23 protein-coding genes and 1 pseudogene are annotated in these 23329 nt (G+C 72.3%); 10 read left to right on the top strand and 14 right to left on the bottom strand.

Going from position 1 to position 23329, the window contains the following annotated elements:
• Window positions 1–59 precede the first annotated feature (59 nt).
• From F8271_RS02565 to sepH, 3 genes are all read left to right on the top strand, one after another.
• The gene (locus tag F8271_RS02565) at window positions 60–1166 is read left to right on the top strand and encodes a citrate synthase 2 (protein ID WP_030329620.1); all 1107 of its coding nucleotides are present in this window, start codon (window positions 60–62) and stop codon (window positions 1164–1166) included.
• Window positions 1167–1359: 193 nt separating this feature from the next.
• Entirely contained in the window at window positions 1360–2487 is a 1128-nt protein-coding gene (serC, locus tag F8271_RS02560; protein WP_151487974.1) for a phosphoserine transaminase, read from the top strand.
• A gap of 185 nt (window positions 2488–2672) precedes the next feature.
• Complete coding sequence (gene sepH, locus F8271_RS02555; RefSeq protein WP_151487973.1) at window positions 2673–3755, top strand: septation protein SepH; 1083 nt, start codon at window positions 2673–2675, stop codon at window positions 3753–3755.
• 162 nt (window positions 3756–3917) lie between these two features.
• Here sepH and F8271_RS02550 read toward each other — a convergent pair whose 3' ends face one another.
• Complete coding sequence (locus tag F8271_RS02550; RefSeq protein WP_151487972.1) at window positions 3918–4733, bottom strand: alpha/beta fold hydrolase; 816 nt, start codon at window positions 4731–4733, stop codon at window positions 3918–3920.
• Between the two features lie 15 nt (window positions 4734–4748).
• On the bottom strand, window positions 4749–5414 hold the full coding sequence (locus F8271_RS02545) for a DUF4097 family beta strand repeat-containing protein (RefSeq protein WP_151487971.1): 666 nt from the start codon (window positions 5412–5414) through the stop codon (window positions 4749–4751).
• Between the two features lie 240 nt (window positions 5415–5654).
• Here F8271_RS02545 and F8271_RS34065 point away from each other — a divergent pair, with 240 nt between their 5' ends.
• The gene (locus F8271_RS34065; protein WP_151488020.1) at window positions 5655–6419 is read left to right on the top strand and encodes a helix-turn-helix domain-containing protein; all 765 of its coding nucleotides are present in this window, start codon (window positions 5655–5657) and stop codon (window positions 6417–6419) included.
• Here the strand turns inward: F8271_RS34065 and thpR are convergent.
• The 5 genes from thpR to F8271_RS02515 form a co-directional block, all read right to left on the bottom strand.
• A complete protein-coding gene (thpR, locus tag F8271_RS02535; RefSeq protein ID WP_151487970.1) occupies window positions 6389–6967 on the bottom strand; it encodes an RNA 2',3'-cyclic phosphodiesterase in 579 nt (192 codons plus the stop codon). The genes F8271_RS34065 and thpR overlap by 31 nt on opposite strands.
• 13 nt (window positions 6968–6980) lie before the next feature.
• Window positions 6981–7490 (bottom strand): hypothetical protein, encoded by a 510-nt coding sequence (locus F8271_RS02530; RefSeq protein WP_151487969.1) that lies wholly within the window; start codon window positions 7488–7490, stop codon window positions 6981–6983.
• An 80-nt stretch (window positions 7491–7570) separates the two neighbouring features.
• Window positions 7571–8854: an MFS transporter gene (locus tag F8271_RS02525; protein ID WP_151487968.1), complete on the bottom strand. Its 1284-nt coding sequence runs from the start codon at window positions 8852–8854 to the stop codon at window positions 7571–7573.
• A 75-nt stretch (window positions 8855–8929) separates the two neighbouring features.
• Entirely contained in the window at window positions 8930–9379 is a 450-nt protein-coding gene (locus F8271_RS02520) for a MarR family winged helix-turn-helix transcriptional regulator (protein ID WP_192580113.1), read from the bottom strand.
• Between the two features lie 114 nt (window positions 9380–9493).
• Window positions 9494–10972, bottom strand: a complete 1479-nt coding sequence (locus F8271_RS02515) for an NCS2 family permease (protein ID WP_151487967.1) — start codon at window positions 10970–10972, stop codon at window positions 9494–9496.
• Between the two features lie 88 nt (window positions 10973–11060).
• On the opposite strand from F8271_RS02515, the gene F8271_RS02510 reads away from it, so the two are divergent.
• Window positions 11061–11306, top strand: a complete 246-nt coding sequence (locus tag F8271_RS02510; protein ID WP_151487966.1) for a DUF2530 domain-containing protein — start codon at window positions 11061–11063, stop codon at window positions 11304–11306.
• Between the two features lie 24 nt (window positions 11307–11330).
• Here F8271_RS02510 and F8271_RS02505 read toward each other — a convergent pair whose 3' ends face one another.
• Entirely contained in the window at window positions 11331–12260 is a 930-nt protein-coding gene (locus tag F8271_RS02505) for a DUF3027 domain-containing protein (RefSeq protein ID WP_192580114.1), read from the bottom strand.
• On the opposite strand from F8271_RS02505, the gene F8271_RS02500 reads away from it, so the two are divergent.
• Complete coding sequence (locus F8271_RS02500) at window positions 12259–13860, top strand: MFS transporter (RefSeq protein WP_151487964.1); 1602 nt, start codon at window positions 12259–12261, stop codon at window positions 13858–13860. The genes F8271_RS02505 and F8271_RS02500 overlap by 2 nt on opposite strands.
• Before the next feature lie 13 nt (window positions 13861–13873).
• The gene (locus F8271_RS02495) at window positions 13874–14524 is read left to right on the top strand and encodes a futalosine hydrolase (RefSeq protein WP_151487963.1); all 651 of its coding nucleotides are present in this window, start codon (window positions 13874–13876) and stop codon (window positions 14522–14524) included.
• Here the strand turns inward: F8271_RS02495 and F8271_RS02490 are convergent.
• Entirely contained in the window at window positions 14487–15356 is an 870-nt protein-coding gene (locus tag F8271_RS02490; RefSeq protein WP_151487962.1) for a helix-turn-helix domain-containing protein, read from the bottom strand. The genes F8271_RS02495 and F8271_RS02490 overlap by 38 nt on opposite strands.
• A gap of 619 nt (window positions 15357–15975) precedes the next feature.
• Here F8271_RS02490 and F8271_RS02485 point away from each other — a divergent pair.
• A complete protein-coding gene (locus F8271_RS02485) occupies window positions 15976–16806 on the top strand; it encodes a 1,4-dihydroxy-6-naphthoate synthase (protein WP_151487961.1) in 831 nt (276 codons plus the stop codon).
• On the opposite strand, the gene F8271_RS02480 is transcribed toward F8271_RS02485, so the two are convergent.
• Window positions 16767–17153 (bottom strand): cold-shock protein, encoded by a 387-nt coding sequence (locus F8271_RS02480; protein WP_088986676.1) that lies wholly within the window; start codon window positions 17151–17153, stop codon window positions 16767–16769. The genes F8271_RS02485 and F8271_RS02480 overlap by 40 nt on opposite strands.
• 27 nt (window positions 17154–17180) lie before the next feature.
• The gene (locus F8271_RS02475) at window positions 17181–17804 is read right to left on the bottom strand and encodes an HAD family hydrolase (protein ID WP_151487960.1); all 624 of its coding nucleotides are present in this window, start codon (window positions 17802–17804) and stop codon (window positions 17181–17183) included.
• An 83-nt stretch (window positions 17805–17887) separates the two neighbouring features.
• Here F8271_RS02475 and F8271_RS02470 point away from each other — a divergent pair, with 83 nt between their 5' ends.
• Window positions 17888–20374, top strand: coding sequence for a helicase-associated domain-containing protein (locus F8271_RS02470; RefSeq protein ID WP_151487959.1), 2487 nt, complete (start codon window positions 17888–17890; stop codon window positions 20372–20374).
• A gap of 28 nt (window positions 20375–20402) precedes the next feature.
• On the opposite strand, the gene F8271_RS02465 is transcribed toward F8271_RS02470, so the two are convergent.
• Window positions 20403–20639: a hypothetical protein gene (locus F8271_RS02465; protein WP_151487958.1), complete on the bottom strand. Its 237-nt coding sequence runs from the start codon at window positions 20637–20639 to the stop codon at window positions 20403–20405.
• Window positions 20640–20917: 278 nt separating this feature from the next.
• On the opposite strand from F8271_RS02465, the gene F8271_RS02460 reads away from it, so the two are divergent.
• On the top strand, window positions 20918–22597 hold the full coding sequence (locus tag F8271_RS02460) for a DNA repair helicase XPB (protein ID WP_151487957.1): 1680 nt from the start codon (window positions 20918–20920) through the stop codon (window positions 22595–22597).
• Between the two features lie 88 nt (window positions 22598–22685).
• Here the strand turns inward: F8271_RS02460 and F8271_RS32915 are convergent.
• Window positions 22686–22778 (bottom strand): annotated as a pseudogene (locus F8271_RS32915) (GntR family transcriptional regulator); the annotation flags it as partial.
• A 158-nt stretch (window positions 22779–22936) separates the two neighbouring features.
• The gene (locus tag F8271_RS02450; RefSeq protein WP_225854125.1) at window positions 22937–23155 is read right to left on the bottom strand and encodes a TetR-like C-terminal domain-containing protein; all 219 of its coding nucleotides are present in this window, start codon (window positions 23153–23155) and stop codon (window positions 22937–22939) included.
• Window positions 23156–23329 lie beyond the last annotated feature (174 nt).

The following is a 23329-nucleotide window of genomic DNA, read 5'->3' as shown; positions in this document are numbered from 1 at the left end:
TCGGCCGATCGGGCCGGATGAGCCGGACCGGGCGCACCGACCAGATCCAGGAGAATGACATGGCCGACTTCAAACCCGGACTGGAGGGCGTAGTCGCCTTCGAGACCGAGATCGCCGAACCTGACCGTGAGGGTGGCGCGCTGCGCTATCGCGGGGTCGACATCGAGGATCTGATCGGCCAGGTCTCGTTCGGCAACGTCTGGGCGCTGCTGGTCGACGGCCGGTTCGGGCCCGGCCTTCCGCCGGCGGAGCCCTTCCCGGTGCCGGTGCACTCCGGCGACATCCGGGTCGACGTGCAGTCGGCCGTCGCCATGCTGGCGCCGTACTGGGGTCTCAACCAGCTGCTGGACATCTCCGACGAGCAGGCCCGCGAGGACCTGGCCCGGGTGTCGGTGACCGCGCTCTCCTTCGTCGCCCAGTCCGCCCGCGGTCTCGGTCTGCCGGCGGTGCCGCAGAAGGAGATCGACAAGGCGCAGACGATCGTCGAGCGGTTCATGAAGCGCTGGCGGGGTGAGCCCGACCCGCGGCACGTCAAGGCCGTCGACGCGTACTTCATCTCGGCCGCCGAGCACGGCCTGAACGCCTCCACGTTCACCGCCCGCATCGTCGCCTCCACCGGGGCGGACGCGGCGGCCTGCATCTCGTCGGGCATCGGCGCCCTCTCCGGCCCGCTGCACGGCGGTGCCCCGTCCCGCGTGCTCAGCATGCTGGAGGCGGTGGAGCGCAGCGGCGACGCGGAGGGCTACGTCAAGGGTGTCCTGGACCGCGGCGAGCGTCTGATGGGCTTCGGTCACCGGGTCTACCGTGCCGAGGACCCGCGCGCCCGCGTGCTCCGGCGCACCGCCAAGGAGCTGGGCGCGCCGCGCTTCGAGATCGCCGAGGCGCTGGAGAAGGCGGCGCTGGCCGAGTTGCAGGCCCGCCGCCCGGACCGGGTGCTGGCCACCAACGTCGAGTTCTGGTCGGCCGTCGTGCTCGATTTCGCCGAGGTGCCGGCGCACATGTTCACCTCGATGTTCACCTGCGCCCGGATGGGCGGCTGGAGCGCGCACATCCTGGAGCAGAAGCGCCTGCAGCGGCTGGTCCGTCCGTCCGCCCGCTACGTCGGCCCGGAGACCCGCAAGCCGTCCGACGTCGAGGGCTGGGCCGCCATCCCGCACGGCGTCTGATCTGTCGGACCGGGTCCCTCCGGCACGCCTGGCGTGCCGGAGGGACCCGGTCGCGGATAACGCCGGTGGATGTGGCGAAGGACTCAGGTCCGCCCTCGGGGGCCCGGCTTACACCGATGGGTCCGGGTGCGAGGATGAGGGTCGGCAGTGTCGCCGGGCCCGCCCTCGCCCTTGCGGAAGGATCTTCAAGACCGTGGCTGACGCACCGACCATCCGGATTCCCGATGAGATCAAGCCCGCCGACGGACGTTTCGGCTGCGGCCCGTCCAAGGTCCGTCCCGCGGCGGTGTCCGCTCTCGCCGAGGTGGCCACGAGTTACCTGGGCACCTCGCACCGGCAGAAGACGGTCCGCGACCAGGTGGCCCGGCTGCGCTCCGGCATCGCCGAGTTCTTCTCGCTGCCCGAGGGCTACGAGGTCGTGATCGGCAACGGCGGCACCACCGCGTTCTGGGAGGTCGCCACCTTCGGTCTGATCCGCGACCGCGCCCAGTTCGCCAGCTTCGGCGAGTTCGGCGCCAAGTTCGCCACGTCGGTCTCCGACGCGCCGTTCCTGGGCGAGCCGACCGTCCGCAAGGCCGCCGCGGGCAGCGCGCCGACCCTGGTCGCCGAGTCCGGCGTGGACGCGTACGCGACCCCGCAGAACGAGACCTCGACCGGCGTCGCGGTGCCGATCAGCCGGGTGGCCGGCGCGGACGAGGGTGCGCTGCTGCTCGTCGACGCCACCTCGGGGGCAGGCGGCCTGGAGGTGAACGTCGGCGAGACCGACGTCTACTACTTCGCCCCGCAGAAGTGCTTCGGCTCCGACGGCGGGCTCTGGCTGGCGCTGATGTCGCCGGCCGCCCTGGACCGGGCCGCCGAGATCAAGGCGTCCGGCCGGTACATCCCGGCCTTCCTCGACCTGGTCACCGCGATCGACAACTCGCGCCTGGAGCAGACGTACAACACCCCGGCGCTGGCGACCATCTTCCTGGCCGCCGAGCAGACCGACTGGATGAACGCGCAGGGCGGTCTGGCCTGGGCGGCCAAGCGCACCGCGGAGAGCGCCGCGACGGTGTACGGCTGGGCGGAGCGGTCCACGGTGGCCACCCCGTTCGTCACCGACCCGGCACTGCGGTCCAACGTGGTCGCCACCATCGACTTCGCCGACGGGGTGGACGCCACCGCTATCGCGAAGGCGCTGCGCGCCAATGGGATCGTGGACACCGAGCCGTACCGCAAGCTCGGTCGCAACCAGCTGCGGGTGGCGCTGTTCCCGGCCGTCGAGCCGGCCGATGTCGAGGCGTTGACCGCGTCCATCGACTACGTGGTCGAGCGCCTCTGAGGTTCGTCACGGTGGGTGTCCGTCGGGGCCTCGACGGACACCCACCGTGATCATCGTTGCAGCTCAGTCGCGACATGCGGGGTGTCGCTTCCCCCACCCCGAGACAGATGCGCGTACGGTGGTCCGAGACGCCTGGGTGGCCGACTCGTGGCGTGCGGCCAACGAAGCGGGACGGAGGCAACGCTATGCGCCCAGTACGCTTCGTCGCCCTCTCCGAGGACGGCCATGCCCTGGTTCTCGCCGACGAGGTCGGGCGGCTGCTCGCCCTGCCTATCGACGACCGGATCGCCGGCGCGTTGCACCCCGAGCCCGGCGCGCCGCCGCTCCCGGTGGCACCGCCGTCGGCCGCTGACCCGATCCCGTCGCTGTCCCCTCGCGACATTCAGGCCCGGATCCGCTCCGGCGAGTCCGCCGAGGACGTCGCCCGGATCGCCGGCGTGCCCGTCGATCGGGTGCTGCGCTACGCGGGCCCGGTGCTCCAGGAGCGGGCGATGCTCGCCCAGCACGCCCGCCGCACCCGCCTCAAGGGCGCGGAGAAGCCCACCCCGCTCGCCGAGGTGGTCAACGGTCGGCTGAGCCAGCACGGCATCGACACCGAGAAGATCTCCTGGGACGCGTACCGGCGGGACGACGGCACCTGGCGGATCATCGCGACCTGGCCGTCCGGCAAGGCCACCGCGCAGGCGATCTGGGATCTCGACAAGACCCGGCAGGCGGTCACCCCGCACGACGACATGGCACAGTACCTGTGCGCCGAGCGGCCCACGCCGATTCTCGGCCAGGAGCCGGCGCCGGAGCGGGGTGGGCACGCCCTGCCCGGTCCGTCGCGCGGCGAGCCGAGCCGTGGCGGGCACGGGCTTCCGGCGGCGTCGGAGCACCCGCGACCCGGTCGCGACCCGATCCGCGCCGGCCGGGACGCGCTGCTCGCCTCCCTGGACCGCCCGCTCGGCGCCTCGTCGGGTCGCGGTCTGGAGCCGCGTACGCCGGCTGCCCTTGCCGGGTCGGACGCTCCCCGGCAGCGGCCGGTCGGCGGGGGCGCCGCGGCGCTGCTCGGCGGCGGCCAGGGTTCGGCCTTCGACGACGACTCGGACGCGCCCAAGGAGGTGCCGGCCGTGCCGTCGCTGGCGGTGCTGCGGCCCCGCCGCACCGGCACTGCGGCAGCAGCCGCCGGTGAATCCACCGATGCCAACGGCAAGCCGCGCAAGCGGCTGCCGAGCTGGGACGACGTGCTCTTCGGCAGTGGCCCCGCCGCGCGTGAGTCCTCCTGACGCTTCGCGTTGACGGGTGGCGGTTCGCCACCCGTCGGCGCGAGGCACGGCCAGCCCCTCCCCGCGATCTTGCACTTTCTGCCCCGGCACAACACATATTCGGGGCAGATCGACGACCCAATGTGCACGATCGCGGGCGACGGCAGCGGATGCTGGCCGAGGTCAGTCGCGGGCCTTGAGGACGGCGACCTCGCGGACGGCCTTGGCGACGGCCTCGAAGTCCTTCTTGAGGATCGCGCCGTGGTTGCTGGCGACCTTCGCGGCGATCTGGATGTGCGGGTTGCGGGCGGTCACCGCGTCGAGGCTGGCGCGGATCGTCTCCTGCTCGTCACCACGACTGCCGAGGGACGTTCCGGAGGCGACGACGTACCGCACCGGGACGGTGATGCTGTCCAGCACCGGGCCCAGCTCGCGTTCACGGGAGAGTTCGCCGAGTTCGATGTTGCTGTCCGCCATCTGTTCGGCGTTCATCCGTGGGGTCAGGCCGGTGGGGCGCAGCAGCGGCATGAACAGGTTCATCCGGCGGAACATCTTCCGGATCCGCTGCGCCATGGCCTCGTCGAGCCAGTCGTGCGGGAACGCGCCGTCGACCAGGACCGTGCCGATCGTCCGTTCCGGGTTGCGGTTGGCCCAGTGCGCCGCGACGACGGCGCCGTAGGACCAGCCCACCAGGACCGCCCGGTCCACGCCTCGGGCCGCGAGGACGGCGTGCACGTCCCGGACGGCAGCCTCGAAGGAGTAGTCCGCTGAGCGCTTCGATTTCCGGCCGCGCGCCCGCTCGTCGTAGGTGATGTGCCGCCACCCCGCTCCCAGTTCGGCGATGACCCGCCGCCAGTACCCCTCGGTGGCGAACTGGCCGTTGAGGTAGACCACCGGGGTGCCGGGGCCGCCGGTGTCGGTGACGGCCAGGGCCGTGTCGTCGACCGGCACCAGGCCGGTCCACGTCGTGCTGGTCGAGGACGCGCTGCTCTTGGTCATGTCCATCCGTCCTGTTCAGAGGCTGCGGGCGGTGATGTCGCCCTGGAGGGTGGTGGCGTGGAGGTCGAGTTCGACGGTGCCGTCGTTCTTGAGGCTGTTGCTGACCCGGCCGTGGCCGGTGTCGGCGTGCAGGGCGGCCGAGACGCCGACGGCGGCGGCGACCGTGATGTCACCGGACTGGGTGCGGAGCACGACCGTGCCGCGCCCGGCTTCGGCGATCCGGATGTCGCCCCGCGCGGTGCTGATCTCGGCGGGTCCGATGAGCCGGCCGATCTCGACGTCGCCGTCGATCGCGGTGAGGCGGACGCTCGCGGCCTCGTCGATCTTGATCTGCCGGTACGCGCCGTCGAAGGCGACGTCGCCGAGGCGTCCGACGCCGCGGAGTTCGGCGCTGGCCGTCCTGGCCTCCACGCGGGAGCCGGCGGGCAGCCGGACGGTGACCTCCAGGGATCCGGAGGGGCCGAGGAGCCGGTTCTCGGTGCCGGCGGTCGTGACCCGCAGGACGCCGTCGGCGTAAGTGACGGCGGTGCGCTCGGCGGCCTTCGTGTCGCGGCTCCGGCCGGGGTCGGTGGGCCGGACCTCGACGGTGGTGTCGGTGCGCTCCGCGGCGATGAACCGGATGCTCCCGGCGGGGATGTTCAGGACGGTCGAGATCGGGGCGGGGGTGTCGAACGTCTGCATCATGCTCTCCCATGTTCGTCGTTCAATCTTTCCAACACCGGAAACGCTACGTTGCGTTCAGACATCAGGCAATGCATTTGTTGCACTGGCTTCGCCTATTTGCAGCTCAGAGCGGTCAAATCATTGCAATGGCTTCACGCATAACGCAACAGCGAGTGCGGGGCGCGTTGCAATAGATTGCCGGTGAACGCTATGGTGACGGCTCGGGGCAACGCCGTGCAGGACCACGAGGAGAACGCGATGCCGGGAGGCAGGCTCACCCAGCAGGAACGCCAGCAGATCGCGTCAGGGCTGGCCGACAACCTCCCCTACGCGGAGATCGCCCGACGCCTCGACCGCCCCACCTCGACGATCACGCGTGAGGTGATGCGAAACGGTGGTCCCACCGCCTACCGTGCCGACCTGGCACACCGCGCCACTGAGGTGCGGGCACACCGGCGCAGCCCGTCCTCGTCCCGAACGGCCGAGTCGGCCCTCCAGCCGCACGGGCGCGACGCCCGGGCCGTGGCCGAGTACGAGGAGACGTTCACCACCGTCCTCATGAGCTCGGGTCTGAACAGGATGGGGGCCCGGGTGCTGACCTGCCTGTTCACCAGCGACTCGGGCAGCCTCACCGCCTCCGACCTCGCCCGGCGCCTTCAGGTCAGCCCGGCGTCCATCTCCAAGGCGATCGCCTTCCTGGAGAGCCAGAGCCTCGTCCGCCGCCAGCGTGACGAGCGCCGCCGCGACCACTACCTCGTCGACGACGAACTCTTCTACCAGGCGACGATCGCCAGCGCCCGCGCCAACGACCAACTCGTCGCCACCGCACGCCAGGGCGTCGCCCTTCTCGGCTCGCACACCCCCGCCGCCGCCCGGCTGGAAAACATCGCCCGCTTCCTCGACTTCATGAGCGAGAGCATCACCCGCGCCGCCGAACAGGCCCGCGAGGTCCTGCACACCAGGCCTGCCGCCGCCACCCCGGCAGCGCCGGATCAGAGCGGCCAGGCGGCGAGCCGGTCGTAGTGGGGTGGGGCACCGAGGTGGCTGCGCACCAGCAGCAGCTCAGCCACCGGCCAGGGTGGACCCCGGTAACCGTCCAGGCTGGCCCGGTCGGCCTCGACGTCCGCCGGGGGCATCCGGGCGCCGGGTCGGGCGACGGTCAGGTGCGGACGGAACGGCTTCTCGTCGTACGGCAGTCCGGCGCGCCGCAGCCGGGACCGGATCAGCCGGGCCAGGACGTGCAGCAACTCCACGTCGCCCCGCAGGTTCACCCAGAGGACGGTGGACCTGTCCCGGCCGAACCGGCCGCCGCCGCCGAGGCTCAACCGGGGTACGGCGTTCCGGCCGTCGCGGAACCCTTCGGCGGCCAACCCGAGCGCACTCTCCACCTCGACCAGCCGGTCGGCCTCGACCTCGCCGAGGAAGGCCAGGGTGAGATGCAGGTGGGCCGGGTCGGCGAGCCGGACGTTGGTGCCGGCGGCCGCCGCCGCGCCCACGCGCAGCCGGGCGACCTGTGCGCCGAGATGGTTGACCGCCTCGACCGGCGGGTCGACCGCGACGAAGAGTCGCACACCGTCGGCCCGCTCAGTGGTGGCGTTGCCGGTGCCCGGCGCGGGCCGCCGGCAGGGTCAGGCCGGCGGCGTGCAGCACGCCCTCGACCCGCACCCGCTCGATCTCCTGGTCGACGCCCTCCAACTCGGCGAGGTGTTCGGGGATGCCGAGAGCACGGCAGGCCAGTCGGAGCCGGTCGTCGTACGCCTGGAGCACCGCGCCGTGCCAGACCATCGACCGGCCGGCGCCGCCGATCCGTTGGCCCCCGAGGCGGCGCAGATCGGCGGCCAGCTGTTCCAGAGGCCGCCGATCGGCCCGGTCGAACTCGCTGAGGTCGATGTCCCGGGTCAACGCGTCGGCCTCGATGGCCCGGTCGAGGCGGGCGATGGTGCGTCTCTCCTGACGGCGCTCACGCCACTCGGACCAGCCACACACCACCCGGTCGAGGATCTCGTCGTAGCAGAAGAGCAGGGCGAACGCCGCCGGGAGGCTGGCCACGGCGAGGAACGCCAGGGCCAGCATCAGCGCGCGTCCGACTCCCACGTATCGACGCTAAGCCCCGGCGTGCCACCTCGCCAGTGATTTGGCCGCATCCGCGCCATCCGCCGATCAGGGCGCGACCCTCAGCAGTCGGCGGAGGTCACGTAGAAGCGGGGCATCGGCAGCACCCGGAAGCGCAGCCGGGCGCCCGAGCGGCGCAGCTGCCAGGTGAGGGCGATCAGCGCGGTGGCCAACGAGATCAGACCACCCATCCAGATGCTGGCGCCGGCCCCGAAGTGCTCGGCGACCCAGCCGATCAGCGGCGCGCCGACCGGGTTGGTGCCCAGAAACACCAGCACCCACAGGGACATCACCCGCCCCCGGAAGGCCGCGTCCACCCCCAACTGGACCCGCTGGTTGGACGCCTGGGCGAAGAAGACCATGAAGAAGCCGGTCGGCACCAACAGCACCACGACCAGCCAGTACGTGGACGCGAAGCCGACCAGGGTGCCGAAGCTGGCACAGGCGATCGCGGCGCCGAGCACCAGCCACACCGACGGGCGGCTACGGCGGCCGGTGCCGCTGAGCGCGCCGCCCAGCGCGCCGACGGCCAGAGCGGTGCTGAACAGGCCGAAGGAGGCGGCACCGGTGTTGAAGACCGTCTTCGCCAGCGCGGCGAGGGTGAGCTGGAAGTTGAACAGCGACATGCCGATCACCGACATGACCGCCATCGGCAGCAGCAGGTCCGGTCGACGCCACACGTACCGCAGACCGTCGATGACCCGCGCGGACGCCCGCTCGTCGCGCGGCAGCAGGGCCTCGCGGTGCAGCTCGGCCGTCCGCATCCGGACGACGTTGACCAGGGGCGCGATCGAACTGAGGGCGGTGAAGAGGAAGACCGGACCCACGTCGAAGGCGGCGATGGCCAGGCCGGCGACGGCCGGGCCGACGATCCGCGCCGAGTTGAACACGGCGGCGTTCAGCGACAGCGCGTTGGGCAGCAGGGGCGTGCCGACGAGTTCGGAGACGAACGCCTGGCGCACCGGGGTCTCCACGGCGTTGGCCGTGCCGAGCAGCGCGGCGAACGCGAAGACGTGCCAGAGCTGCACCAGGTCGGTGAGGACCAGCAGGGACATGCCGAGCGCCAGCACGCTCCAGAAGGTGTTGGCGGCGAACAGCAGCACCCGCTTGTCGTACCGGTCGGCCAGCCGGCCGGAGAGCAGCGTGAGCAGCAGCACCGGGGTGAACTGGCAGGCGGTGACCACGCCGAGGGCGGTCGCCGAGTTGTCGGAGAGCTCGAGGACGAGCCAGTCCTGGGCGATGAACATCATCCAGACACCGATCAACTTGATCAGCTGCCCGGATGCGAAGAGCCGGTAGTTGCGGACCTGTAGGGACTGGAACATCGTGCTCAGCTTGGCCTGCACTCTTGGTGCGCCTCCTCCGGGACGTACGCGTCATCGACAGGTGACGGCACGGCCCCGGTGGCGTGGGCGCGGTGCTCAGGCGCGAGCGAGCTGCTGGAGAATCTCGGCGGCCCTGTGCAGGGTCTCCCGTTCGTCCTCGTCGAGCGCGGCCAGCCGGTGGGCCAGCCATTCGTCGCGGGCCCGCTCGAACTGGTCGAGCACGGCCTGCCCTCCTTCGGTAGCCGCGAGGATGACCTGCCGGCCGTCGGTCGGGTGGGGGGTCCGCTGCACGAGGCCGCGGTCCTCCAACTTCGCGACGATCTTGGTCATCGTCGGTGGCTGCACCCGCTCCACGTCGGCCAGTTCCCGAGGCGTCATGGCACCCGCCAGCCGCAGGCTGGTGAGCGCGGAGACCTGGGTGACCGTGAGGTCGCCGACCGGTCGGGCCTGGCGGACCCGCCGGTTGAGTCGGGTGATCGCATCTCGCAACTGGGGAGCCAGTTGCGCCGGTGGCACGCGTTCCGCCGTCACCGTCCGCTCCGTCACGTTAGTTAGCCTAACTAATGAGCCTGGCTAACGACATCCGTTATGACCAGGCTCACGAGGATGTTTGCGCTGTTCCGGGCGGGGAATCCGGTCTGGTTCCCCGCCCGGAGGGGGTCACAGCACCAGGGACTCGATGGGCCCGCGCAGGAAGTACAGCACGAACAGCGCGGCCACCCCGTACAGCAGCGGGTGGATCTCCCGGGCCTTACCCTTGGCCAGCTTCACCACCACGAAGGTGATCAGACCGGCGCCGATCCCGTTGGAGATCGAGTAGGTGAACGGCATCAGCACGATGGTGAGGAACGCCGGAATGGCGATCTCGTAGTCGGACCAGTCGATCGTCCGCACCGCGGTCATCATCAGGAATCCGACCACCACCAGCGCCGTCGACGCCGCCTCGAACGGCACGATCACCACCAGCGGCGCCAGGAACATCGCCAGCAGGAAGAGCACGCCGGTGACCAGGCTGGCCACGCCGGTCCGGGCACCCTCCCCGACACCGGCGGCACTCTCGATGTACGACGTGTTGCTGGAGGTGCTGGCCGCACCGCCGGCCGCCGCCGCGATCGAGTCGACCAGCAGGATCTCCTTGGCCCTCGGCGGCGTGCCCTGCTCGTCGAGCAGGCCACCCTCCTGGCCGACCGCCACCATCGTGCCCATGGTGTCGAAGAAGTCCGTGATCAACAGGGTGAAGACGAACATCAGCACGACCACCCAGCCGGCGCGCCCCCACGAGTCGAGCACGTTGAACTTGCCGAGCAGCGACAGGTCCGGCAGGTCCACCACCGTCTTCGGCAACTCCGGAACGTTCAGCGACCAGCCCTTCGGGTTGGGCTTGCCGTCGACGAACGACGGACCGATGTTGCCGACCGCCTCCACGATCACCGCGAGCACCGTCGAGGCGAGGATGCCGATCAGAATCGCGCCCTTCACCCGGCGCACCACCAGCACCAGCGTGAGCAGCAGGCCCACCACGAAGACCAGCATCGGCCAGCTCACCAGCTTGCCGCCGATGCCCAGGCCGACCGGAACCGTGGTGTTGGCGGCGTCCGGGATGCGCCGGACGAAGCCGGCGTCCACCAGGCCGATGATGGTCAGGAACAGGCCGATGCCGACGCCGATGGCGGTCTTCAGCTGGGTCGGCACCGAGCGGAACACCGCGGTCCGCAGGCCGGTCAGCACCAGCACCGCGATGATCACACCTTCGATCACCACCAGGCCCATCGCGTCGGCCCAGGTCATCTCCGGCGCGATCTCGTACGCCACCAGGGCGTTGACGCCCAGGCCGGCGGCCAGCGCCAGCGGGAACCGGCCGACCACGCCCATCAGGATCGTCATCAGGCCGGCGACCAGCGCGGTCGCGGCGGCCAGCGCGGGAATCGGGAGGGTCTTGCCGTCCCCGTCGACGGCACCGCCCAGGATCAACGGGTTGAGCACCACGATGTACGCCATCGTGAAGAAGGTCGCCAGGCCACCGCGTACCTCGCGGCTCATCGTCGAGCCGCGCGCGGAAATCTCAAAGAACCGGTCGAAGCTGTTACGCGGGTGAGCGGGGTTGGGAGGTGTGCCGTTCTCGGGCGGCGCTACTGCCATCGGGTCCTCGCAGGTGATCTTCCGGTTGTCGCGCGCATCGTCCCAGATCAGCGGCGGGCAGGGGAAGTGGATCGCGTACGCTTGCCGAATGCCGAACGAGCAACAGCCGCGGCCCGCGCCCCTGGACCCGCCGATGGTGCCGTTCGCGGTCGCCGGGCTGATCGCGTGGGCGGTCGCCGGGCTCGTCCTGTTGCTCTTCTTCCGGGGCTGGCTGACCGACCACGGTCACGAGAACTGGCTCTGGACCTGCCTGGCCGGGTTCCTCTGGGGCTTCCCCGGCCTCGCCGTCATGCTGCGGCACGACGCCAACCGGCGCCGCCGCCGCGCGAGCTGACCCCGCCGGCGCCGACGCGAACCGTCAGGGGTGCCCGTACGGCTCCGCCGGCTCGGCGGCCTCCACCGACCCCGGTGCCCGACTGACCGACATGGCCTCCACGGCGCTGTCGTCGTACACCGTCGGTAGTTCCTCCACGGCGGTCTCGACCGCCTCGATCAGCGTCTCGGAGTGAGCGCCGCAGCCATGGTCGGCGCTCACCACCCGGCCGTCGTCGGGCGCGTAGAAGTTGCCGCACGCACCGAAAGCCGCGCGCATCGCACCCGCCAGGGGCAGGTAGAAGCCGCAGGTGCCGCAGCGGGCGGCGGCCGGCGCGGCCGTCGAGATCGCGGCGGACGGGCCGTGCTCACCGTCGTACCAGCGCTGCGCGGCGTCGATACGACCCTCCCGGGAGAGCACCCGGGCGCGGCCCAGGCCCAGCTCCCAGGCGGTCTCCTCGACCGCGGGATCGTCGGAGAGCAGGTAGCCGGGGGCCAGCCGGTCGTCGTCCGGCGGAGTCGGCAGCAGGTCACCCGGCCCGAGGTCGCCCGGCTTGAGACGCTCCTGCCAGGGCAACCAGCCGGGCGCGAGCAGCGCGTCCGAGCCGGGCAGCAGCACCGTCTCGCAGATCGTCACCGTCTTGCTGCGCGGCACCCGGGTGACGGTGACCGCCCACCGCCAGCCGCGGTAACCGGCGAGCCGGCATTCGAAGTAGTGGGTGACCAGCCGGTCGCCCTCGGCAACGACCTGCAGGTGATCGCCGACGTCGTCGGCCTCCACCTCGGTGATGCCAGCACGAGCCACCTCGACGGCGGCGGCGCAGACCTGGTCGAGACGGGCGGCGCGGGTGGAGGCGGGCCTGGTCACCCGACCATTGTTCCCCATGCGCCCCGCAGGGGTGACAGGGACTCCCGGGGAACCTTTCCCCGCAGTGGTGCGGCGCACCTGGATCAGATGGGCGAGGATGGTGCACATGCCGTCGTACTCCCGCTCCGGGCGTTCCGTCCTCGGGCGGACCGTCGGCACCGGCATCCGGACGATCCGCCTGCTGGTGCGCGGTTCGGTGGGCAGCGGACGCTGGGTGACCCGCCGGGCCGGACGGGCCCGGGCGCGGGGGGCCGGCGGCGAGGTCGGCATGGTCCGCCTGTTCGATCTGCACGCGCTGTCCTGCGCCGGTGACACGCTGATCGCCATCGGCCTGGCCGGGACGATCTTCTTCAACGTGCCGCTGGGCGAGGCCCGCAGCAAGGTCGCCCTCTACCTGCTGGTGACCATGGTGCCGTTCGCGATGCTCGCCCCCGTGGTGGGCCCGCTGCTGGACCACTTCCGGCACGGCCGGCGCTACGCCCTGGCCGCCACGATGCTCGGCCGCGCGTTCCTGGCCTGGCTGATCTCCGACTACATCCACGGCTTCGGGCTCTACCCGGCCGCGTTCGGTGTGCTCGCGCTGTCCCGGGCGTACGGCGTGGCCCGCTCGGCCGCCGTGCCCCGGCTGCTGCCCGAGGGGCTGGGCCTCTCGCAGGTGGGCGCCCGGGCCAGCGTCTACGGCACGGTCGCGGGCGCCCTGGTGGCGCCGATCGGGCTGGCCGCGTTCTGGTTCGGGCCGCAGTGGCCCCTGCGGGTCGCGTCGCTGATCTTCCTGGTCGGCATGGTGATCTCGCTTCGCCTGCCGCCGAGGGCCGACTCCGAGCCGCCCGAACGTGTCCCCCGTCCGCTGCGCGCGCTGGGCCGCCGCGGGGGTGACCGGCCGCTGGGCCGGGGCCGACCCGCCGGGCGGTTGGTGATCGCCACCCTGATCGGTGCGGCGACGCTGCGCGCGGCGTACGGCTTCCTGCTGCTCTTCCTCGCCTTCGCGATCAAGAAGGGTGACCTGACCACCGACGTGTTCGGCCGGGAGTTGGGTGCCGAGTGGGCGTTGGGACTGGTCGGCGGTGCGCTGGCGGTCGGCAGTTTCCTGGCCACCGCCGTCGGCACCCGGCTGCGCATCCATCGGCCGGCCACCATCCAGTCCAGCAGCATGGTCATCGTGGCCGGGGTGGCGGTGCTCGCCGTGATCCAGTTCTCGCTGCCGATGGTCGCCCTGCTCTGTCTGGTCACCGCGCTGGTGAGCGGGGTGGCGAAGCTCGCGGTGGACGCCTCGATCCAGGAGCGCATCCCGGAGCGGCTGCGGGCCAGCTCGTTCGCCCACTCGGAGACGGTGCTGATGCTGGCGTTCGTCGCCGGCGGCGGGCTCGGACTGGTCCCGTTCGACGGGCGGGTGGGTATCGCGGTCGCCGCCGGAGTGGCCGTACTGGCCGCCACCCGGGGCGTGCTGGTCGCCGCCCGACTGCGCGGCGAGAAGCTGGCCGGCCGGCCGCTCGGCGACGACGAGTTGACCGACGACGAGCCGGCGGACGAGCCCGCCGACCCGACGCCCACCTCGCCGGCACCCAACCAGGCCAGCTCGCCGCAGTACGACGAGCCGGGGCTGGCACCGCCGGGCTACCACATCTACCGACCGTCCTCGGCGGTCGGCGGCCCGGGTGGCGGCGCCGACGAGGAGTCCCGCCGGGAGTCCCCGGGCCCCCTCTCGTGACCAGGCTGCTCTCGTGACCGGGCTACTCGTCGTGACCGCGGTGCCCGCCGAGGCGGACGCCGTGCGGGCCGGGCTGGCCGACACGAGCGTGACCGTCGCCCCGGTGGGGGTGGGCCCGGCGGTGGCCGGTGCCGCGACGGCCCGGCTGTTGGCGCTGGCCGAGGCGGCCGGGCACCCGTACCGCGCGGTGGTCAGCGCCGGCGTGGCCGGCGGCTTCGCCGGGCGGGCCGCGGTTGGCGACACGGTGCTGGGCACCGCGAGCATCGCCGCCGACCTGGGCGCCGAGTCGCCCGACGGTTTCATCCCGATCGAGGACCTGGGCATGCCGCCCGCGCTGCTCGGCGGCGGCAGCGCGGTGCCCGCCGACCCGCGGTTGCTCGCGGTGTTGCGGGCGGCCCTGCCGAACGCCACGGTCGGCGCGGTGCTCACGGTCAGCACGGTCACCGGCACCGCCGCCAGCACCGAGGAGCTGCGTCGGCGACATCCGGAGGCGGTCGCCGAGGCCATGGAGGGGTACGGGGTGGCGGTCGCGGCCGCGCAGGCCGGGGTCCCCTTCGCGGAGCTGCGTACCATCTCCAACCCGATCGGCCCGCGCGACCGCGACGCCTGGCGGCTGCGCGAGGCCCTCAGCGCCCTGACCTTGGCGGCCCCGGCGCTGCACTGACAGGCCCGACGTCAAGCGTGAGCGCCGACGGCCGACTTGCCTGTAGCTCGAACCCGCAGGCGAGCAGGAACAAGATGTTGCCGGCCTCGGCAACCGCGTGGGCGGTCCGGATGCCGGCCACCGCCATCTCCCTGGCCAGCAACCCGATCAACTGTCGCCCGATGCCCAGGGTGCGCAGGCCGGGAGCAACGAGAACACCCTCCAACACCAGCTCACGCTGGTCGCCCCAATCCTCGCCGAGGAGGAGGTCAACGCTCCGCTCGTGGGCCCTCAGCTCGCCGACCGGCCCGGTCCCGGGGACCTCGGCGAGAAAGCGCCACGACGTGGTCGGCAGCCCTTCGGAGGCACGCCGGAACCGCACCTGGGCGCGTGTGCGATCCCGCAACCGCCGGTCGTCCCGCCGGGCGCGATCCAGGTCGTAGGTCAGCTCCGGCACGCGCACCGGCCACAACCGCTGCGGAAGCGTGTACGAGTGCACCCACCAGGCGCCCGGCCAGTCCTTCAGGCTCAGGACTCGGCGGACGTCGAGATGCGCCGGGTACCGCCGGCCGGCCTCGTCCCGCGGCTCGTCCTCTGGCGCGGCCTCTCGCTCGCTGACCGCCTTGCCGGAGGGGTCGCCGGGCCGTGTGACGGCGAGCTCGCCGCCGGCCGCGAGAACCAGCCGCTCCACCGTCCGGAAGGCCGTCTGGGCACCCTGCCCCGCCTCGATCCGCGCCACCGTGCTCTTCGGAACCCCGGCCTGCTCGGCCAACTCGCGCTGGCTCAGATCGGCACGTCGACGAAGATCCCGCAAGGTCGCCCCCACGTCGATCGCACCCTTGTCGGCAGCCACCGCACCATGGTTTTCCGCTCGGGTCGCGCCGTCAATAGCACCCCGTCCACCTGTGGACAACCCTGTGGATCGTGTCGCCGCCGCTGTGTACATCTCTTGCTGAATGCCTGTAGAGCTGCCCCGTGGGTGGGGCAAGCCGGGTACACGCCGCGGGCAAGCCGGGTACACGCCGCGGGCAAGCCGGGTACACGCCGCGGGCAAGCCGGGTACACGCCGCGGGCCCGGCCCGGCCGGGCCGGGCCGGGCACGGCCGGGCCGGGCCGGGCACGGCCGGGCCGGGCACGGCTGGACCGCAGCTCACCCTGACGCGAACGCTCGCTCCACCGCGCCGGGCGGCGGGACCGGCTGGCCATCCCCGCCAACACCGCGCCCCACTCACGGGGCAGCTCTACAGGGAGCACAGCAACCATCGCCACCTCACACCGGCCGGCACCCGATGGCCGGACCCGCGCCGACCATCTCCGCCGCCACCGCGCCCCACCCACGGGGCAGCTCTACAGGAAACACAGCAACCATCGCCACCCCACACCGGCCGCCACCCCGACGATGGCTGACTGGCACCTCACAGACCCGGCACCACGAAGTGGGCGCAAGCGGGGACAGGGCTAACGTGAGGGGCGTGGCGCTCTCTCTGGCGATCTCGCCCTGCCCCAACGACACGTTCGTCTTTCACGCCCTCGTGCACGGCCGGGTGCCGGGCGCGCCGCCGTTCGAGGTGACGTACGCCGACGTGGACGTCACCAACACGGCCGCCGAGCGGGGCGCGTTCGACCTGGTGAAGGTGAGCTTCGCGGCGCTGCCGTGGCTGCTCGACGACTACCACCTGCTGCCCTGCGGCGGTGCGCTCGGTCGCGGCTGTGGGCCGCTGGTGCTCACCAGGGGCGACCGCACCGACCTGACCGGCGCGACGGTGGCGGTGCCGGGTGACCGGACCACCGCGTACCTGCTGTTCCGGCTCTGGTCGGCCGGGCAACCGCCGGCACGGGTCGAGGTGGTCCCATTCCACGAGATCATGCCGGGCGTCGCGGCCGGCCGCTACGACGCCGGGCTGGTCATCCACGAGGCCCGGTTCACCTACCACCGGCACGGCCTGACCGCGCTGGTCGACCTCGGCGAATGGTGGGAGGCCGACACCGGCCTCCCCATCCCCCTCGGCGCGATCCTGGCCCGGCGCGGCGCGGTCGACCCGGAGGCCGCCGCCGGCTGGGTCCGCGAGTCGGTCCGGCAGGCCTGGGCGGACCCGGCGGCGAGCCGGGAGTACGTCCTCGCGCACGCCCAGGAGATGGAACTCGACGTGGTGGACCGGCACATCGGCCTCTACGTCAACGAGTTCACCGCGGACCTGGGCGAAGCCGGCTTCGCCGCGGTGACGGCACTGCTCGACCGCGCCGCCACCGCCGGGCTGGTGCCTCAGACCTCCAGCTCGCGCGCCACCGCGTGGACCAGCTGAGCGATCTTCTGCGCGGTCTTCTTGTCCGGGTACCGGCCCCGGCGCAGATCCGGCTGGACCTTCGCCTCCAACACCTTGATCATGTCCTCGACGAGGCCGTGCAGCTCCTCGGCCGGCCGGCGACGCAGCTCCGCCATCGACGGCGGCGCATCCAGCAGCTTGACGCCCATGGCCTGCGCGCCCCGGCGGCTGTCCACCACGCTGAAGTCGACCCGCTGACCACCCTTGAGGTCGGTGACGCCCGCCGGCAACGCGCCCTTCGGCAGGAACACGTCACCGCCCTCGTCACTGGTGACGAAGCCGTATCCCTTGGCCGTGTCGTACCACTTCACTCGACCCGTAGGCACCTGAAAACCCCTGCTTCACTTGAGCCGCTACTGCTCCAAGGCTAGCTGGATCATGCCGTCGAGCGCCCCTGGGAATCCGGTGAGATCGTCCAGCACCACTTCCGCACCCGCCGCGAGCAGCTCATCTCGCGAGCACGGACCCGTCGCCACGCCGATTCCCGGCACCCCGGCCGCCCTCGCCGCCACCATGTCCGCCACGTGGTCACCGACGTAGTGGGTTGCCCCGTGCTGCCGCAGGGCGGTCGCCTTCTGCTCGGCGAACAGGTCACCGGCCACCTCGTCGACCGCGATGCCGAGATGATCCAGGTGCAGCTGTGCCAGCCGGGCGATCTTGGACGTGACGACGAGCACCCGTCCGCCCCGGGCACGGATCACCTCGATCGCCTCCCGTGCACCCGGCAGCGGCACCGTCGGGGTGATCGCGTACGCCGGGTACAGCTCCCGGTACACCAGCACAGCCGACTCGACCTCCTCCGGCGGGAACCAGTGCGCGATCTCGGTACGCAGCGGCGGGCCGAGCCGGGACACCGCCAGCTCGGCGTCCACCGGCACGCCGGTCCTCGCGGTCAGCGCCCGATAGGCCGCGGCGATACCGGGACGGGAGTCGACCAGCGTCATGTCGAGATCGAATCCGACGGTCAGTGCAGACATGTCGAGAAACGTACCGCCGACTCCCGACCGGGCGGACGTCCGAGGGGCGCGACAGCCCGGTGCCGGGCTAGCGTGGAAAGACGATGACCACCTCACTCGCCGACCACCTACGGTCGCTGCCCGACGATTCGCTGGCCGCGCTCCTCCAGCTGCGGCCCGACCTCGTCGTGCCCGTGCCGGCCGACATCTCCGCCCTGGCCATCCGTGCCCAGTCCCGGGTCTCGGTGGCCCGCGCGCTGGACGGACTGGACCAGTTCACCCTCCAGATCCTCGACGCCGCCCGCCTCACCCGGACCCCGGACGACGGCACCACGGCCACCGACGCCGTGCTCGCCATGGCGACCACCGGACCCCACCCGCCGGCCCCGACGGCCGTCCGGGCCGCCGTGGGCAGGCTACGAGCGCTCTTCCTGCTGTACGGCCCGGAGCACGCGCTTCAGGTGGTACCCGCCGTCGACGAGGTGGCTCCGTACCCCGCCGGGCTCGGCCGGCCTGCCGCGGAGCTGGACCCGCGCACGGCCGCGCTCTGCGCGGACCCGGCGAAACTGCGTCGGACGCTGCTCGCCGCGCCCCCGTCGGCCCGGGCGATCCTGGACCGGCTGGCGGCCGGGCCGCCCGTGGGCAGCGTGCCCCCGGGCGCGCTGCAGGCGCCACCCGTCGGCGCGGAGGACCCGGTGCTCACCGACCCCACCAACGGCGGCGCGCCGGCCGGCTCCCCGGTGCGCTGGCTGGTCGACAACCGGCTGCTCGTGCCCATCTCGGCCGGCTCCTCGACGGCCAGCGGCACGGTCGAACTGCCCCGCGAGGTCGGCCTGCTGCTGCGCCGCGACAGCGGCCCGCTCGGCCCGCTGCGCACCAGTCCACCGCCGGTGGCCGCCGCGCCCCGCGAGGCGAAGGCCGTCGACTCCGCCGGCGCCGGTCAGACCATGGAGGTGGTCCGGCACACCGAGGGACTGCTGGAGCAGCTCGCCGCCGAACCCGCGCCGGTGCTGCGCTCGGGCGGCATCGGTGTCCGCGACCTGCGGCGGCTGGCGCGCACGGCCGGGCTGGACGAACCGATGACCGCGCTGCTGCTGGAGGTGGCATACGCGGCGGGGCTCGCCGGTGAGCTGGAGATGCCCGGTGCCGCCACCACCCGGTACGGGGTGGATCAGCAGGTGATGCCGACCGGCGGGTACGAGGTGTGGCGAGCTGCCTCACTGGCCCAACGCTGGGAGCAGTTGGCCCGCGCCTGGCTGACGATGACCCGGCAGGTGGGACTGGTCGGCCGCCGCGACGACCGGGACCGGCCGATCACCGCGCTCTCCGCCGAGGCCGAGCGGGCCGGAGCGCCGGGCACCCGACGGGCCGTCCTCGGTGTGCTCGCCGACCTGGAGCCGGCGACCGCACCCACCCCGGAGGAGGTGCAGGACCTGCTGGACTGGCGGGCGCCACGGCGCAGCCGGGGCCGGGAGGCCGGCCACCGGGAGGTGCTGGCCGAGGCGGCGCAGCTCGGTGTCACCGGGCTGGGGGCGCTCACCTCGTACGGGCGGCTGCTGCTCGGTGACCTGACGTCGACCGACGGGCGGGGTGCCGACGACCCGCTGGGCGTGCACGCGGACGTCGAGAGCGGCGACCCGTCCGACGCCGCCCGGGCGTTGGACGCGTTGCTGCCCGCACCCGTCGACCATTTCCTGGTGCAGGCCGACCTGACCGTGGTGGTGCCCGGCCCACCCGAGCCGTCGCTGGCCGCGGAGTTGGAGGCGATGACCGAACCCGAGTCGGCCGGCGGGGCGAGCGTGCACCGGGTCACCACGGCGAGTGTCCGGCGGGCGTTGGATTCCGGCTACTCGGCCGGCGACCTGCACGACGTGTTCCGGCGGCGGTCCCGGACCCCGGTGCCGCAGGGCCTCACCTACCTGGTGGACGACGTGGCCCGTAAGCACGGCGGGTTGCGGGTCGGCCTTGCCGGGGCGTACCTGCGCAGCGACGACGAGGCCCTGCTCAGCGAGGTGCTGGCCGACCGGCGGTTGGAGCCGTTGACGCTGCGCCGGCTCGCGCCGACGGTGCTGTGCACCCCGTACCAGGTCGCTCGGCTGTTGGGCGCGCTGCGCGACGCCGGGTACGCGCCGGTGCAGGAGGACGCGACCGGCGGCACGGTGCTGTCCCGGCCACGGATCCGACGGGCACCGACCCGGGTTCCGATGACCACCCGGACGCTCGATCCGCTGGCCGCCCCGAAGCTGCCCATGCCGCGTCTGCTCGGCGTGGTGGAGCACATCCGGCGCGGTGACGCGGCGGCGCGGGCGGCTCGACGGGCACCGGCGGTGGTGCGCGGTGGGGCGGCGGGGCTCGGCGGCGGTCCGGTGCCGGCGCACACCCACAGCGAGGCGTTGGCGGTGCTCCAGCAGGCGGTCCGCGACAAGGCGCTGGTCTGGGTCGGGTACGTCGACGCGCACGGGGCGACCGCGTCCCGCCTGGTCAAGCCGGTGTCGATCGGTGCGGGTTACCTGCGCGCCGAGGACGAGCGGACCGAGATGCTGCACACGTTCGCGCTGCACCGGATCACCGCGGCGGTGCTGGCGGACTGAGGTGTGACGCCGCCGGCGGCGCGGTCGGTCAGCGGCGGCTGCGTCGTACGGTGCCGATGACGGAGACGACCAGGAGCAGCGCGAAGCCGGCGCCGGCGGACTCCCCGACCGAGTCGACGAAGCCCTGCTGAAGCACCAGCCACCCGAAGAGGAACCACCCGAGGAGGAGCGTCGCCGCGACGGCGTAGGCGATGACGGTCGCCCGGGACACCTCGTCGGGTGGTGCCTGCTCATGCTGTGCGATCACTTCACGGTCGACCGTCATGCCCAGCCTCCCCGCCCGGTACGGCCCTGGACTCCAGGGTGACACTCCTGGGACCGGTGTGACAGGGGATAAAACCCGGAGTGCGGCGCGTGTCGCTCAGGTGCCGGGGCGGCGGCCGATCAGCACCACCCGGGTGCCGACCTTGCCCAGCTCCCACAGCCGTCCCTTTGCTAGACGTTCGCGAGTGCCGTCCCGGTTGCACCCGGTGCGCATCTTTCTTTCGAGATTCCGAACCGTGCAACACTGGATGGTCGGCCAACCGAGGAGAGGACGCTGGCGTGAGCGGTGGACCACTGATCGTGCAGTCGGACAAGACCCTCCTGCTGGAGATCGACCACCCCGATTCGCAGGCCTGCCGGATGGCGATCGCGCCCTTCGCGGAACTGGAGCGTTCACCGGAGCACGTGCACACGTACCGGCTGACCCCGCTTGGCCTGTGGAATGCCCGCGCGGCGGGGCACGACGCCGAGGGTGTCGTCGATTCGCTGATCAAGTACTCCCGCTATCCGGTGCCGCACGCGCTGCTGGTGGATGTGGCCGAGACGATGGACCGCTACGGCCGGCTCCAGTTGGCCAACGACCCGGCGTACGGGCTGGTGTTGCGCGCGCTGGACCGGCTGGTGCTGATCGAGGTGGCCAAGAGCAAGAAGCTCGCCGGGATGCTCGGCGACAAGATCGACGACGACACGATCCGGGTGCACCCGTCCGAGCGTGGTCGGCTCAAGCAGGCGCTGCTGAAGTTGGGCTGGCCGGCGGAGGACCTGGCCGGTTACGTGGACGGTGAGGCGCACCCGATCGAGCTGGCCGAGGCCGGCAAGGACGGCCGTAAGCCGTGGACGCTGCGGTCGTACCAGCGGGAGGCCGTGGAGGCGTTCTGGGCCGGCGGGTCGGGTGTGGTGGTGCTGCCCTGCGGGGCCGGGAAGACGCTGGTCGGCGCGGCGGCGATGGCCGAGGCGAAGGCGACCACGCTGATCCTGGTCACCAACACGGTCGCCGGCCGGCAGTGGAAGCGGGAGCTGATCGCCCGCACGTCGCTGACCGAGGAGGAGATCGGCGAGTACTCGGGTGAGCGTAAGGAGATTCGCCCGGTCACCATCGCCACGTACCAGGTGCTCACCTCGCGGCGCGGCGGCGCGTTCACCCACCTGGACCTGTTCGGCGCCCGCGACTGGGGTCTGGTCGTCTACGACGAGGTACACCTGCTGCCCGCGCCGATCTTCCGGTTCACGGCGGACCTCCAGGCCCGCCGCCGGCTGGGCCTCACTGCCACTCTGGTACGCGAGGACGGCCGCGAGGGTGACGTGTTCAGCCTGATCGGGCCGAAGCGGTACGACGCGCCGTGGAAGGACATCGAGTCGCAGGGCTGGATCGCCCCGGCCGAGTGCACCGAGGTCCGGGTGACGTTGACCGACGCCGAGCGGATGTCGTACGCGACGGCGGAGGCCGAGGAGCGCTACCGGATGGCGGCGACCGCGCGCACGAAGCTGCCGGTGGTCAAGGCGCTCGTCGACCGGCATCCGGAGGACCAGGTGCTGGTGATCGGCGCGTACATCGACCAGTTGCACCAGCTCGGCGAGTACCTCGACGCACCGATCATCCAGGGCTCGACGACGAACAAGGAGCGGGAGCGGCTGTTCGACGCGTTCCGCTCCGGCGAGTTGCGGACCCTGGTGATCTCCAAGGTGGGCAACTTCTCCATCGACCTGCCCGAGGCGGCGGTGGCCATCCAGGTGTCCGGCACGTTCGGGTCGCGGCAGGAGGAGGCGCAGCGCCTGGGTCGGGTGCTCCGGCCGAAGGCCGACGGCCGGCAGGCGCACTTCTACACGGTGGTCTCCCGGGACACGATCGACACCGAGTACGCGGCGCACCGGCAGCGCTTCCTCGCCGAGCAGGGCTACGCGTACACGATCGTCGACGCCGACGACGTCCTCGGCCCGTCCCTGCCGTCCTTCGACTGACCCGCGCGGCTTGATCGACGCGAGGGCGGCGCGGGGGCGGGGTGCCTGTCGTGCTCGCTTTGCAGTGATGTCGTAAACGAATCGGCCGTCAGCGCTTGGGGGACTCCGCGACAAAGACACCCCGCCCCGGACGACCGACGAGCACGCCCTGCTGCCGCAGCTTCGCCACCGCACGACTGACCGGCGGAGGGCGTACGACATTGGGTCTTCTGCGGTCGACCACTGCCCGACGGCGCGCGGTGCGCCCTGCCGGTCGACCACCTCGCGCCCTGCGCCCGACGCACGCCCCGGCCCAACCGTCGATGAACCCAGCGCGCGCCCGGTCTCGACCGCAAACGCTCACCGGGAGAAGTGGCGCACCAGCACCGCGAGCCGCCGGCCGTGGCCTTCACGTCGGAGCCGGCCACTGCGCATCAGCGTGACCAGCCCGTGCAGGCCGCTCCAGAATGTCTCGGTGACCGTCTCCAGGTCACCGTCCCCGACGAACGGACGTACCGTCTCGGCCAGCTCGGCAAAGCCCCGGGCCAGGTCGGTCGGGACGTCCTGTTCGGCGTCCACTTCGCCACCGCCGCGGTGGCCCTCCTCAACGCCGCCCTCCTCTTCGCCCTGTAGACCCAGCGCACCCCGTGACCCGCAGGGGTGATCAAGAGGTTTGCGTCATCGGGAGGCCGATCGACGACGCAAACCTCTTGATCAACAGGGTCGGCGGCCGGTCAGGACGTGGGGGGTGGG

The organism is Micromonospora sp. ALFpr18c (genome assembly GCF_008868155.1).
In the GTDB taxonomy this organism is placed as follows: Bacteria; Actinomycetota; Actinomycetes; order Mycobacteriales; family Micromonosporaceae; genus Micromonospora.
Note: the sequence above shows the minus strand (reverse complement) of the source record. Positions and strands in the feature narration are given on the sequence as shown.

What these genes read in the sequence shown, in the direction of transcription:
- F8271_RS02565 (WP_030329620.1), top strand. Translation starts at nt 60, where the DNA reads ATGGCCGACTTCAAACCCGGACTGGAGGGCGTAGTCGCCTTCGAGACC.
- sepH (WP_151487973.1), top strand. Translation starts at nt 2,673, where the DNA reads ATGCGCCCAGTACGCTTCGTCGCCCTCTCCGAGGACGGCCATGCCCTG.
- F8271_RS02550 (WP_151487972.1), bottom strand. Translation starts at nt 4,733, where the DNA reads ATGACCAAGAGCAGCGCGTCCTCGACCAGCACGACGTGGACCGGCCTG.
- F8271_RS02545 (WP_151487971.1), bottom strand. Translation starts at nt 5,414, where the DNA reads ATGCAGACGTTCGACACCCCCGCCCCGATCTCGACCGTCCTGAACATC.
- F8271_RS34065 (WP_151488020.1), top strand. Translation starts at nt 5,655, where the DNA reads ATGCCGGGAGGCAGGCTCACCCAGCAGGAACGCCAGCAGATCGCGTCA.
- F8271_RS02515 (WP_151487967.1), bottom strand. Translation starts at nt 10,972, where the DNA reads ATGGCAGTAGCGCCGCCCGAGAACGGCACACCTCCCAACCCCGCTCAC.
- F8271_RS02510 (WP_151487966.1), top strand. Translation starts at nt 11,061, where the DNA reads ATGCCGAACGAGCAACAGCCGCGGCCCGCGCCCCTGGACCCGCCGATG.
- F8271_RS02500 (WP_151487964.1), top strand. Translation starts at nt 12,259, where the DNA reads ATGCCGTCGTACTCCCGCTCCGGGCGTTCCGTCCTCGGGCGGACCGTC.
- F8271_RS02505 (WP_192580114.1), bottom strand. Translation starts at nt 12,260, where the DNA reads ATGTGCACCATCCTCGCCCATCTGATCCAGGTGCGCCGCACCACTGCG.
- F8271_RS02475 (WP_151487960.1), bottom strand. Translation starts at nt 17,804, where the DNA reads ATGTCTGCACTGACCGTCGGATTCGATCTCGACATGACGCTGGTCGAC.
- F8271_RS02470 (WP_151487959.1), top strand. Translation starts at nt 17,888, where the DNA reads ATGACCACCTCACTCGCCGACCACCTACGGTCGCTGCCCGACGATTCG.
- F8271_RS02465 (WP_151487958.1), bottom strand. Translation starts at nt 20,639, where the DNA reads ATGACGGTCGACCGTGAAGTGATCGCACAGCATGAGCAGGCACCACCC.